Here is a 13,467-nt window from a genome sequence, read left to right on the forward strand (position 1 = left end):
TTACACACCTCTCTTTCCAGTGCCTGTTATGAGCATCATAACGGCCATCGCAATAATTAAAAAGACGGCTATTGTGGCGCCCATGCCCCAATCCTGCGTCACTAAAAAATGTTGTTCAATCGCTGTTCCCAGTGTAATGACGCGGTTTCCAGCAATTAAACGCGTAATCATAAAGAGTGATAGTGCTGGAATAAAAACAGCCTGACAACCTGATTTAACCCCTTCTAGCGTTAGCGGAAATACCACGCGCTTAAATGTCACCCATGAAGATGCCCCCAAGTCTCGCGAAGCGTAGATAAGCGAGGGATTAAGTTCTTCTAAAGAGTTAAAGATCGGCAAAATCATAAAGGGGATAAAAATATACACCGATACAAATACAAAACTAAAGTCAGTAAATAAAATTTGATGAGTACCAAGTCCTAGAAATTTAGTAAACTTATTAACCGTACCATACGTGCCAAATATACCTAAAAAAGCATAAGCTTTTAATAATAGGTTAATCCACGTCGGTAAAATAATCAGTAGAAGCCAAAGCTGCTTGTGCCTAAGCTTCGTTAGTAAATAAGCTGTAGGATAAGAAAAAACCAAGGAAAATAACGTAATTAAAAAGGCATACCAAAATGAACTCAGCGTCATCTGTAAATAAACTGGAGTAAAAAATTTCTTATAGTTTTCAAGCGTCAGCTCATTATCGATGTTGAAAAAAGAATAATAGACAACTAATACAATGGGAGCAACTACAAAAAGCAAAATCCATAACACGTACGGGACTAAGTAAACATTTCTTGATTTAGTTTGCATCGTAATCCTCTTCATAACCTTCGAGTCGCTTATCGAATTCTTCTTCCGTTTCATTAAATCGCATAACATGAATAGCTTCAGGTTCAAAATATAAACCAATTTCTTCGCCAACCGTTGCCTTTTTCGTAGAGTGAACGAGCCACTCATTCCCTGCATGGTCATAGCCTAAAATTTCATAATGGACTCCTCTGAACAGCTGTGAATCTACACGAACCTGCAGCTTTCCTTGATCGGAGCTTGTAATGGCTAAATCTTCAGGGCGAATCACAATTTCAACCTGCTCATTTTGGTTTAATCCTTGATCGACACATTCAAATTGCTGGCCGCCAAACTCCACTAAAAAGTCAGCAATCATTTTACCTGGTACAATATTTGATTCACCAATAAAATCGGCAACAAAACGATTAATTGGCTCATCATAAATATCTGTAGGTTCCCCGCTCTGCTGAATTCTTCCTTTATTCAAAACAAAGATTTCATCGGACATCGCAAGCGCTTCTTCTTGATCGTGCGTAACAAAAATGAACGTAATACCTAGACGACGCTGTAATTCTCTTAACTCGTATTGCATTTCTGTACGCAATTTTAGATCAAGAGCTGAAAGCGGCTCGTCCAGCAAAATGACTTCGGGCTGGTTTACAATTGCTCGTGCAATTGCTACACGCTGTCTTTGGCCGCCCGACATTTCCTTTATTTCTCTGTTTTCATATCCTTCTAAGTTAACAAAACGAAGGGCTTCTTTAACTTTTATTGCAATATCAGCATTTTTCATCTTCTTGATTCGAAGACCAAATGCTACATTTTCAAATACATTCAAATGGGGGAAAAGCGCGTAGTCTTGAAAAACCGTATTAACCTGTCGTTTGTTAGCCGGGACATCATTAATTCTTTTCCCATTAAAATAAATCGTTCCGCTTGAGGCTTCCGTAAAGCCTGCAATTAATCGTAAAATCGTTGTCTTTCCACATCCCGATGGACCTAAGAGGGTATAAAATTTCCCTTTTTCAATTTCAAAGCTTACATGATCCAATACAACTGAATCATTATCATATTGCTTGGTCACATTTTCAAATTGAATAATTGTATTCGTAGATGTCATTTCACTTCACCTCTTTTGTTCTATAAATAAGACTCTGTCGCCACGATAATTAACTCTGTTATTCCGTCATGAGCATTTAAAATCTGATGTTCTTCAGAAGCTTGAAAATAGATGGTTTCTCCTTGTTTGGCTTCATATATTCTGCCTCCAAGCTTTACCTTCACACACCCGCGCAAAATGTAGCCAAACGTTTCTGAAAGGGAAGGCTCAAATCTCTTAAATGCACCCTTTTCATGAAGAATAAGACGAATCGGCTCCATTTCTTTTTCATTTGATTCATGCACAAGCCACTGAATATGGTAACCTTTTTCATCTTCGCAATAACTCGTGTAGTCTTCCTCTCTGTATACAACCTTTTGAACATGCGTATCAATTTCGAAGAATTCTTTCGGTTCGCACCCTAGCACTTCCAAAATACTAAAAAATGTTTCTAAAGACGGTGAACTTAAATCGCGCTCTAGCTGGGAAATATAGCCTTTACTTAAATCAGTACGTTCTCCTAGCTCTTCTTGTGTTAAACCTTTTTTTAATCGTAAATTTTTAATTTTCTTTCCTATTTCCATACTCTCGATCCTCAACTGTATTTAAAATTAGCAAACAGCATGAATGATTGTTCATGCTGTTCCAAACTCAAGTTTTGTTTTACTTAACTTAAAGTTTACTTTTAACCTTAAAATATTATACATGAATTATTTTTTAGTACAACCTTAAACACTTAAAAAATAAAAACTCCTTTTATATTAAAAGGAGTTTTTATTTTTATTTATACAACTTATGCGTTTCGTACTGTTTCCCGGATAATGTATCAAACTCAACTTCATGGTAATCTTGAAGTTCTTTTGCAGCTTTTTTAGATAGCGCCGCCGGATCATCGACTAGCTTTCCTTTCGAATCTATATACATATTTGAACGAAAAGCCGGCACTTCTGTTTTCATTTGATTCAACTGATCGTAGAACAGATTACTTTTGTAACCAAGAGATTGAGCAAGCGTCGGAGCAATATAAATAGGACTCATCGTACCGAGATTTTTATCTATTTTCGTATCGTAATTAGATAAAAATAAGAGCGGCGTTTCATAAAATTTTTGAGATGTTTGCTGCGTTTTCTCGTTTCCAAAACCCGTTTCTTTGTAAGCTTGAAGGTTTTGGCCAAGCGCCGGCAAATGATCTCCCCAAAATACTACAATGGTCGGCTCGTCCAGCTTTTGAATTTCATCGTTCAATCGTTTTAAAGCAGCATCTGAACGTTTAATTCCTTCAGCATAAATTTCAATTTCCTTTTCCATTTCCGGTGATAACCCTTTACCGGTTACCTTAATGGTTTCCTGACCATTATACTTATCCGCCGAATAAGGAAGATGATTTGCAATCGTTACAGCATGCACAAATGCAGGCTTTTTCGACTGACGAAGCGTATCGAGTACTTCATCAACTACCGCTTCATCGGAAACAAACTCTTTGTTATCTTTTTGCGTATGCTTCATTTCATCAATAAACTTCACTTGATCAAATCCCAAGTTTGGATATACATTTTGTCTCATATAAAGCATGCCGCTGTTTGGATGCATAGCTGTTGTAGCATAGCCTTGCTTTTCTAAATAAGAAACAAAAGACGGATATTCTTTTTTACTCAATACATGCTGATAAGGAAGGCCTCCAGGGTTAAAGAAAGACAAAGAGTAGCTCGTCAGCGCTTCGAACTCCACATTAGCTGTTTCCCCGCCAAACGAAGGACTTAAAGACCATCCGGAAGGATATTTCTTTTGAAGTTCTCTTGTATTTTTCATTGGATCTTCAGAGAACGTCACGTTAAGCTTTGTTGGGTCCCAAAATGTTTCGTTCATCACAAACACAACGTTTGGTTTGACTTCAGTCTTGCTTTCTTGTGTTTTCTCTTCCTTTGACTGAATGCGCTTTGTCACTTTTGCCATAGCTTCTTCTGAGTAGTCATCCGGCTCTTGCAGCACATCTGTTTTAACATTTGAAATCATGCCAATAACAGGTCCATTATAGTAATAATTATTTTGCTGATTCCAAGGCATCAGCGCAGCATATTGATCATAATATTTTTGAGCAAACGAGTGTTCAAAGAATAAAAATGATTTCATTAAAAAGATGAGCGGCAGAATCATAATAATTCGAAGAAACCATCGAATTTTAATTTTCGGCAAGAAAAACCAAAGAGTAATCAGTACGATAATAGATCCAATAACTCCTATTACAATAGGAATTGAAATCGAATCTTTAATCATCGGAATAACTTCTTTTAACTGACTGGCCTGAATAAAATCGTTTGGGAACAATGGTTCATTTCGAAAGATTTTTTTGTAATAGTTTACGAGAGCTAAAATAAAATACAGAACAAAGGCAATCCCAGCCCCTAAATAAGCTTCCCCTACTAGCATAATGATCGCTAGTGTTAACAGCGAAAGCAAAAATACCGTAAAGAGATAGCGTTGAGGGTACGCCTGCATCCACTCTATTGTTTTGCCTGGGTTATGTATATCAATATGATAGACAACAAAAACCATGGCAGAAACAGCTGCTACTGCAATTGAAAACACAATTGCCGTAAAAATGGCATACCACTGCGAAGCTTGTATTCTCTCTATCTGATTAAACCGAAGTAGCAAATAGAAAGTGAGCGCCCATAAAACAAGGGAGCATCCCCCTATTAATACTACGAACCCAGCTGTATGGATTTGGGCCCAGTCAAACAATATCTTTGTGTCATTTGATACATTAAACATAACAACACTGTATAAAAAAACGCTAAGCAGCCCATACGCTGCCAGCATTGGTAAAGAACGATACAAATGTTTAAACATAACCTTAAGCCTCCTATTTACAATATCTTAACACTTTTAATATGATTTTAACATTCCTATCTCTCTCGCTTTCACGCCTAATTTCCCCATGATCATACCACTAACATTTCCCGAGAAATTTCACACGAAAAAAGCCCGCTTTTCTTATGAAAAGACGGGCCTCTTAGCCGTTTTATACGTATGTAAAAATTGCTGTTATGAACGTTCTTTCAACGCTTCTGCTTTTAGCAGATCGCGAATTTCTGTTAAGATCTCTTCTTCTTTTGACAGAACAGCCACTTCTTCCTCTACTTTCTCTTCTTCTTTTCTCTTAAAACGATTAAAGAAACGAATAAATAAGAAAATCGAGAATGCGACAATTAAGAAATCAACAATTGTTTGAATAAAAGATCCATATAATACCGTAGCATCTCCAACCGTGAAGGATAAATCTTTAAAGTCTATCCCTGCTAACAACAAACCAATCAGCGGCATAATAATATCATTTACAAGAGACGTTACAATTTTTCCAAATGCCGCTCCAATAATAACACCGACAGCTAAATCCAATACATTTCCACGCAAAGCAAACTCTTTAAATTCTTTAAGCATCTGTTTCTTCCACCTCCTGCCCTTCATTTCAAACTTTCATGATAATACATCCTAAATTAAACATACAAGGTGCATTTTCACTTTTCTCTTTTTCATGAGATATGTACCAGACCTTTAGTTGTATTTCTGCCCAGATTTTTACTTTATATTCGCTTATAAATAAAATGCACTTTCAGTTTTCATTCAGGAAAGATTCATATTCAGTCCATTTTCCTTTTATACACTAATAGCATGTAATTCACCAAATATGTAAATGAACAATAGAGGAGATGGCTAGAACGTGAGAAAAATTATACTGCGAGCAGCTGCTTTATGCCTCGTAGCTATTATCAGCATTTCTTATACAGCAAGTGCGGCGAATGCAAGTGAAAACGCAGCAAGTGGAGATTTAATTATTATTAATAAAAAAACAAATCAGCTTGCTTATTTTCATAATGGAAAGTTAGAAAAGACGTATTCAGTAGCTATGGGAAAAACATGGAGCGATACGCCGGTAGGCTTTTTCAAGATTGTTAACAAAATTAAAAATCGTCCTTACTATACAGGGCATATTGCAGGAGGCGCTTCTAATAATCATCTTGGCTCTCGCTGGCTAGGGCTTAATGCAAACGGAACAACCGGCGACACATACGCTATTCATGGGAATAACTCAGAAGATAGCATCGGCAAATATGTAAGCCACGGCTGCGTACGAATGCATAATGCGGATGTCGAAGAATTATTCAATAAAGTGGCAGTAGGAACATCTGTAACTATTACGTATTCATCAAAAACCTTTGAAGAGCTGGCAAAAGTATACGGCTACGGACAGCTATGAAAAAATAAAAGCTTATCCAAGAAATCTGGATAAGCTTTTATTCTTCTCTATTCCCATACATGAGCTCCGTACTGTGTGAATATAGCTCAATAATATTCCCAAACGGATCTTCACAATAAACCAAGTAATAAGGTTTTCCTGGTCTTGTATTCCATACTTGGCTTCGCTTTTTACCGCCTGATTGTTCGATTTTATCCGCTAACTTTTCCACGTCATCGGCTATTAAGCACATGTGAAAATAACTTTGATACTGCTCATCGCTGTCTTTTAATACAAGAGGCATTTGCGGCTTATTAAATTCAAACAGTTCAATGCCTACCTGGTTGTCAGCTGTCATGTGAGCATTTTTCATTTTTTTGATATGAGACCCCAGTAAATCTTGAGTCATATTTTCAGCTTTTTCTTCCTCCGCATTAAACATATAAGGACCGGCAATCAGCTTAAAACCTAAAACTTTTTCATACCACTGCACGGCTTCTTCTACATCAGGTACAGCTAATCCAACGTGCGTAATAGCTACCATTTTATCACCCTCCTATACACAAACATTCCCTTTCTGCTAAAAGAAAAACAGCCCATTTAAAATGGACTGTTTACACATACTAAATTCATTCACGATTTTAAAGCATTATATTGAGCAATGATTTCTTTTGTTAAATCATTACTTGCCTCTAACCCACTAATCTCTTTTAATACATACTCAATACCATACTCATGAATATTCGCTTGAAGCTTCATAGCCTCTTTATCTTCTTGCGGATCAAATAAAAGCGCAGCGGCAATAGCCTTTGCTAAATAGGTATAAGAAAGGCCCGATTTTTTTGCTTCTAGCGCTGGACGAATCAAACGATCCTGAGGTCCAAGCTTGCGAATTGGTGCTCTTCCTACTCTTTTAACTGAATCATTTAAATGAGGATTTTTAAAGCGTTCAATGATTTTAGTAATATAGGCTTTGTGTTCCTCTTTATCTAAGTCATATCTTTTAATTAGATAGTTTCCTGTTTCTTGTAGCGTTTGCTGTACTTGTTCATAAATATCTGAATCTCTTAACGTTTGATCAATTGTTTCTTTTCCTTTTAAATAACCAAAATATGCAATCACCGCGTGTCCCGTATTCACTGTAAATAACTTTCTTTCAATAAAAGGAGCAAGGTCAGGCACAATCGTCATTCCTTCTACAAAAGGAATATCTTCAGGTGCCTCTACTACCCATTCATAATAGGATTCTACTAAAACATCAAGCGAACCTTGATCATGTTGAATAGGCACGATACGATCTACAGCTGAATTGAAGAAAAAGACCTTATTTATCATATGAGCTTTTGTCTCTTCATCCAGCGCGTCAAAAATATAGCCTTTTAATAAATCTGTCGCAGAGATTTGATTTTCACATGCAATCACATATACATTTTCGTCGCTTGCTTTTACACGTTCAGCCAAACCTTTAGCAATTAAAGGAGCAATGCGAGGCAGAACGTTCGGTCCGGTGGCCGTCGTAATGTACGTTGCTTCTTTAATCGCTTTAATGACCGCTTGTTCTTGTGTCAGATTATTTAAACCAGATACGTTTTGAACAGCTAATGTCTCGGGATGCTCTGCGGCTGTTATTACGTTATACCCTTCATCTATGTTTAACTGATTAATAATCTTTTCAGCAATATCTACGAATGTGACATGATAGTTGCTTTGAGAAAACAATGCCCCAATGAATCCTCGACCGATATTGCCTGCTCCAAAATGAACTGCTTGTTTCACAAAAATCATTCCTTTATCAAATTATTTCGAAGGTACTCATGAAACGTATCCTCTAGCTTTTTGCGAATTATCTCTTCGTTCGAGGACGAAAAAATCATCATTGCTTCATGGTCTTCAATTAAACTGGTACTAATTAAACTTAAAATTTCTTGCTGTGCTTCACTTAACTCTTCAGGTGCGAGCATTAATAGAAGGTTACGCGCCTGCATGTTTGTTCCGTCCATGCCTTTAACTGTGCAAGGCTGTTCTAAATGTGAAACTTGAAAAATCAGCTCGTTCACGTGATGTTCACGGCAATGGAACAGTGCCATACTCGTTTGCGGAATGCCTAAACCGCCTTTGTTTTCTCGTTCCTTAAGCTGATGAATAACGCAGCTGGCATTGGTTATTAAACGTTCTTTTTCAGCAGCTTTTACTACGTGCGAAATCACTTGATCGTGACTCACTTCACCCGAAAATCGATACATTCTAAGGTTTTGAAGAATTGATTCGATACTTCCATGCACATCTTTAATTTGCTTCATCGTTTCCTCAAAAGACGGTTTTTCTTTAGAAACAGTTTTATTTTTATATTGGAACGAGCGATAGTCCTTATCTTTGGTTAACTTTTGAATGTTTTTCTGTAAAAAATTCTGGACGGATTGAATATCCTCTTCGGTTAAGAGTGGATTGACTAAAATGTAATCGACATTTAAAAAAGGCAGTCTTACTGTTGAAATCACTACGTCATACCCTTCAAGCGCGGCTTCTTTGATTTCTTTTACCGATTTAATGACAACTGAATTAATCTCCGGAATCTCTTTACGAATACGGCTAGCTAACATTTTCGAGGTGCCAATTCCAGTTGGACAGACGATTAGTGCCTGAATTTCCATAACTTCTTCTTTTAGCACTAGCGTTGAACCGAAATGCAAAACAAGATATGCTACTTCATCATCTGGAAAAACTAAATGCGGCAGCTCTTGATCTATACTGTTTCTCACAGCCATAAATAAAACCGGGTACTTTTTCTTAATCTCTTCTGTTAATGGATTAAAAAGCTCCATTTTTTGCTTAAGACGAAAAATTGCCGGTTCCATATGAGCGAGCAGCCCCTGGTAAAGGGAAAAATCACCGGTTAAGTCGGTGTTAAGCTGAACAGAAACGTGAGCAATCATATTCTTAATAATCTGCCCAACCACTACGCTGTCGTAATATACGTCTCTAGTAGTTTGGAACTTTGCTGCACGCAGCCGCACTGCTAAGAAATGAATATCTTTTTCTGTAAAAGAAAGAGAAAATACCCGTTCAATTTCGCGGCAAATATCCTTCATTAAAAACATTTCACTCGCCAGTTCTTCCGTTTGGCCGCCGTCGTCTTCTAGATACATTTGCTTTTTCGTTCGCTGTATCATAATGCAAATATGAACAATGAGCCCTATATAATCGCTGTCAGCCAGCTTAGAATGATGCTGATTAATCGCTTGATGTACAATTCTGTCTACTTCTGCCAAATAATCCGGATAAAAATAGTGCAAAATCGTTTCATCCGTATGCTGCTGGTTTTCTGCTAAAAACATGCACTCAATTAACTCTTCATTAAAGTAAACAAGAAAATAATTAGCTAATGCTTTTCGTTTATTGGCTTCAGTAGCTTGAACCTCTACTCCCACCCCTCTCTTTCGTTGAAGGAAAACGTCAAATGTGGTTAACCACTCTGTTAATTCATCTAAATAAGCAGTGAGTGTAGTAATACTTACTTCTAAGTCTTTAGCCAGCGTTTGTAATTTAAATGAATCTCCTTCTTCTAGAAGAAGAATTAAAAGAATTAGTTTTCTTTCCTGTGGAGACTGATCCGTCGTTTTAATCTTCATCAGCTCTTGGATAAGGCGAAAAATTTGTTCATTTTTACCTTCAATCATTAGTCCTTCATCTTGCGTACGAATCAGCTTCAAATCAAATTTTTCAAGTATTGATTCAATTGCCTTCAAATCTCGGTGAACGGTTCTTACACTTACATTCAAAAAAGTAGCAAGTGTAAGGGCTGTATGTTTTCCTGCCGTTTTAATAATTAACTCAATGATTGATTTTTCTCTTGAAGTAATAAACAAGAACATCAACTCTTTTCTTATTTATAAACAAAGGATAAAAAGGCATTTCCATGCCTTTCTATCCCGTTAGTTACTTTGAATAATAGCCATTAATTCTTTAGCTGATTTGGCATGAACCATCTTTTCAATATTGTCCATATCAGAACATGTAATCGCGATACCAGATAAAATTTCTAAATGAGTGCCGTCTTTTCCGGCAATTCCAAAAATCAAACGAACTTTCTCACCATCAAAATCAACGCCTTCTGGCACTTGAATCACTGTAAAACCCGACCTTAAAACGTTCTTTTTCGCTTCTTCCGTACCGTGCGGAATCGCTACGTCATTTCCCATATAAGTAGAAGTCATATTGTCGCGCTCAATCATCGCTTCAACGTAGTTTTCTTCTACATATCCGCCTTTTACTAACACGCTCCCTGCAAATCGAATTGCTTCTTCCTTAGAAGAAAAGTGCTGATTTACGAAAACGTTTTCTTCTTTTAATAAACCATCATTACTATCTGTATTATTTTCTGCAGATACTCTTTTTTCTTCTTCCGCTTTAGAAGTAGTATGATCATTTTTTAGTTGATCAATTAGTTTGTCATATTCCGGACTAGATAGAAAATTATCAACCGAGATATGATACGCATCTGGAACTTTGTTTTGAGCTCTTGGCGTTAGCTCTTCCTGTGTAATAACGATTTGAGCATCACTTGGAATATTACTGATGGCTGTATTCGTTACCGAAATATTTAAATCTGCTTGTTTAACTTTCTTGCGAAGAAGAGAGGCGCCCATCGCACTCGATCCCATACCTGCGTCACAGGCAAAAACAATTTTCTGAACGCTTGCTGGTACTTCTCCTTGCTGTTTTGTAAAGCTTCCTGCTACAGAGCTCTTCTTGCCTTTCATCTCTTGCATTTTGCGAGCTGCTTCATCCAAATCTTCTGTTTGCTTGCCCGTTTTTAAAATTAACGAACCTACAATAAACGATACGATGGCTGCAACGAGAACACCGGAGATATTTGCAACATAGCTGCCTGCATTACCTGGTGTAGCAGCTAAAATAGCCAAAATACTTCCCGGTGAAGCAACCGCTTGTAAGCCTCCGCCTAAAAGAACAAATGTAAATACGCCGCTCATTCCGCCTAAAATAGCCGCAATGATTAGAAGCGGACGCATTAAAACGTAAGGGAAGTAAATTTCGTGAATTCCGCCAATAAAATGAATGATGGCTGCTCCCGGCGCTGACTGTTTTGCTGTTCCTTTTCCAAAGAAGCAATACGCTAACAAAATTCCTAATCCCGGACCAGGATTTGTTTCTAATAACAATAGAATTGACTGTCCGTTTGTTCGAATTTGTTCTGCTCCGATCGGAGATAAGATACCGTGATTAATAGCATTGTTTAAGAATAAAATTTTAGCTGGTTCAATTAGAATACTTGTAAGTGGAAGAAGGCCATGTGCAACCATCCAATCTACACCCACTACAAGCGCGCCTGTAAATCCGTCCACGGCTGGACTAACTCCTAAAAAGGCTAGAATTGCTAGAATTCCTCCAAGAATACCTGCTGAGAAATTATTAATTAACATCTCGAATCCTGTTTTGACTTTACCTTCAATAAACTGATCAAACTTCTTGATGATATAACCGCCAAGCGGTCCCATAATCATAGCGCCTAGAAACATCGGAATATCAGATCCAACGATGACGCCCATGGTCGCGATAGCACCTACAACGCCTCCGCGCTGATCGTGGACAAGCTTTCCTCCTGTGTAGCCGATTAGCAGCGGAAGCAAATACTTGACCATTGGATCCACTAGTTTGGCAAGGCTTTCATTTGGAAAAAAGCCTGTTGGAATAAATAAAGCAGTAATAAGTCCCCATGCAATAAATGCTCCGATATTTGGCATAACCATTGAACTTAGAAAGTTCCCAAACTTTTGTACAGCTACTTTTATATTAGATTGAGCCATTTGCTCTCTTCCTTTCTCTACGTGATGATACTTTAATCGTAAGAGATTAAACGCTTTCATTCAATGAATAGGAAAACTAACTTTGTCGTACCACAGACAGACAAAGCTTTTAATTACATAAAAAAGCAGCTGAACTGTCAAAGTTCAGCTGCTTTCTAACTTAATATTTATCTAATTCACTTACAGGAGATTGAATAATAACCGGATTTTTCTCTGGGTTTAACCATTTTAAAATAGAGACAACTTGTTCTTTAGAAGTAGCCGTACATCCTGCGGTATAATTTGTTCCTACATGGAAGAAGATTGCACTTCCCTTTCCTGGCGTTCTAGATTCGTTATAATTAATGACGAACCCATAGTCGTAAGCGGGGATGTCCATGTTCTCAGCGCTCGTCCAGCGGCCATTAGCCGGCTTTTGCTGCCACGTATTATATAGAGAGCTTTTTGAATCGTCTACCCACACATCATTTGCTGTAATCTTTCGATATGGAAGCTTAGTTCCAGGGTTTGCATAGCGTCCGAATGCTGTGCCAATTGTATATTTCCCTGTCGGAGATTCCATATCTCCTTCTTTTTTCGATAAAGCGAATCCTTTTTGTCCAAGTACACCGTTCGCAGTTAAAACTTGCTTCCATTTCCCATCAACTTTTTCAAACGTTTGAATTTTAGCAGACTTCGTATCGTAGTTATCTGCTGTAACTAAGATGACTTGCTGAGCGTTACCTAACGTTTTAAAAGAATCGACTACGAGTTTTGGAGACGCTGTAGCTGAAGCCTGTACATAGTCACTGCTTACATAGCCTGTGCGGCCGTTATAGTTAATTTTGTACCAGCTTCCGCTTTTGCTCACCACGGACAGCTTCTGGCCTTTTGTCACACTTCCTATGGATGCATAGCTAGTGCCCGCTCCGCTTCTTACATTCAGCGTGCTTGCCGTTACTGTGTACGCTGTGCTTTCTGCTGGCGGCGTTGTTGGGGCCGTTGTTGTTCCGGATGCTTGTACATAATCGCTGCTTACATAGCCCGTGCGGCCGTTATAGTTGATTTTGTACCAGCTTCCGCTTTTGCTCACCACAGACAGCTTCTGGCCTTTTGTCACACTTCCTATGGATGCATAATTGGTACCTGCTCCGCTTCTTACATTCAGCGTGCTTGCCGTTACTGTGTACGCTGTGCTTTCTGCTGGCGGTGTTGTTGGGGCCGTTGTTGTTCCGGATGCTTGTACATAATCGCTGCTTACATAGCCCGTGCGGCCGTTATAGTTGATTTTGTACCAGCTTCCGCTTTTGCTCACCACAGACAGCTTCTGGCCTTTTATCACACTTCCTATGGATGCATAATTGGTACCTGCTCCGCTTCTTACATTCAGCGTGCTTGCCGTTACTGTGTACGCTGTGCTTTCTGCTGGCGGCGTTGTTGGGGCCGTTGTTGTTCCGGATGCTTGTACATAATCGCTGCTTACATAGCCCGTGCGGCCGTTATAGTTGATTTTGTACCAGCTTCCGCTTTTGCTCACCACAGATAGC

Annotated in this window: 11 protein-coding genes; 1 reads left to right on the plus strand and 10 read right to left on the minus strand. The window is 38.3% G+C overall.

The features are described from left to right. The 5 genes from ACFX4R_RS27055 to mscL form a co-directional block, all read right to left on the minus strand. The gene (locus tag ACFX4R_RS27055; protein WP_377571248.1) at nucleotides 1-801 is read right to left on the minus strand and encodes an ABC transporter permease; all 801 of its coding nucleotides are present in this window, start codon (nucleotides 799-801) and stop codon (nucleotides 1-3) included. Next, complete coding sequence (locus ACFX4R_RS27060) at nucleotides 791-1,900, minus strand: ABC transporter ATP-binding protein (RefSeq protein ID WP_028410433.1); 1,110 nt, start codon at nucleotides 1,898-1,900, stop codon at nucleotides 791-793. Before ACFX4R_RS27060 ends, ACFX4R_RS27055 begins: the two co-directional genes overlap by 11 nt. A gap of 20 nt (nucleotides 1,901-1,920) precedes the next feature. Beyond that, nucleotides 1,921-2,463, minus strand: a complete 543-nt coding sequence (locus tag ACFX4R_RS27065; RefSeq protein ID WP_013054985.1) for a helix-turn-helix domain-containing protein — start codon at nucleotides 2,461-2,463, stop codon at nucleotides 1,921-1,923. 196 nt (nucleotides 2,464-2,659) lie between these two features. Then, nucleotides 2,660-4,729: an LTA synthase family protein gene (locus tag ACFX4R_RS27070; protein ID WP_237075558.1), complete on the minus strand. Its 2,070-nt coding sequence runs from the start codon at nucleotides 4,727-4,729 to the stop codon at nucleotides 2,660-2,662. A 195-nt stretch (nucleotides 4,730-4,924) separates the two neighbouring features. After that, nucleotides 4,925-5,320 carry a large conductance mechanosensitive channel protein MscL gene (mscL, locus tag ACFX4R_RS27075; RefSeq protein WP_043977792.1) on the minus strand — a complete coding sequence of 132 codons (396 nt, stop codon included), beginning with the start codon at nucleotides 5,318-5,320 and terminating at the stop codon, nucleotides 4,925-4,927. Nucleotides 5,321-5,600: 280 nt separating this feature from the next. Here mscL and ACFX4R_RS27080 point away from each other — a divergent pair, with 280 nt between their 5' ends. Continuing rightward, entirely contained in the window at nucleotides 5,601-6,137 is a 537-nt protein-coding gene (locus ACFX4R_RS27080) for a L,D-transpeptidase (RefSeq protein ID WP_162215150.1), read from the plus strand. 37 nt (nucleotides 6,138-6,174) lie between these two features. Here the strand turns inward: ACFX4R_RS27080 and ACFX4R_RS27085 are convergent, their stop codons facing one another. From ACFX4R_RS27085 to ACFX4R_RS27105, 5 genes are all read right to left on the minus strand, one after another. After that, nucleotides 6,175-6,660 carry a VOC family protein gene (locus ACFX4R_RS27085; protein ID WP_323619352.1) on the minus strand — a complete coding sequence of 162 codons (486 nt, stop codon included), beginning with the start codon at nucleotides 6,658-6,660 and terminating at the stop codon, nucleotides 6,175-6,177. A gap of 89 nt (nucleotides 6,661-6,749) precedes the next feature. After that, nucleotides 6,750-7,892, minus strand: coding sequence for a mannitol-1-phosphate 5-dehydrogenase (locus ACFX4R_RS27090; protein WP_377571253.1), 1,143 nt, complete (start codon nucleotides 7,890-7,892; stop codon nucleotides 6,750-6,752). 5 nt (nucleotides 7,893-7,897) lie between these two features. Continuing rightward, nucleotides 7,898-9,988 (minus strand): BglG family transcription antiterminator, encoded by a 2,091-nt coding sequence (locus ACFX4R_RS27095; protein WP_043977781.1) that lies wholly within the window; start codon nucleotides 9,986-9,988, stop codon nucleotides 7,898-7,900. Nucleotides 9,989-10,048: 60 nt separating this feature from the next. Continuing rightward, a complete protein-coding gene (locus ACFX4R_RS27100) occupies nucleotides 10,049-11,941 on the minus strand; it encodes a PTS mannitol transporter subunit IICBA (RefSeq protein ID WP_280560694.1) in 1,893 nt (630 codons plus the stop codon). A 160-nt stretch (nucleotides 11,942-12,101) separates the two neighbouring features. Next, nucleotides 12,102-13,467: SH3 domain-containing protein (locus tag ACFX4R_RS27105; protein ID WP_377571257.1), on the minus strand; the 1,366-nt coding region annotated here is incomplete at its 5' end.

This window comes from Priestia sp. YIM B13490, assembly GCF_042787735.1.
Classification (GTDB): domain Bacteria; phylum Bacillota; class Bacilli; order Bacillales; family Bacillaceae_H; genus Priestia; species Priestia megaterium.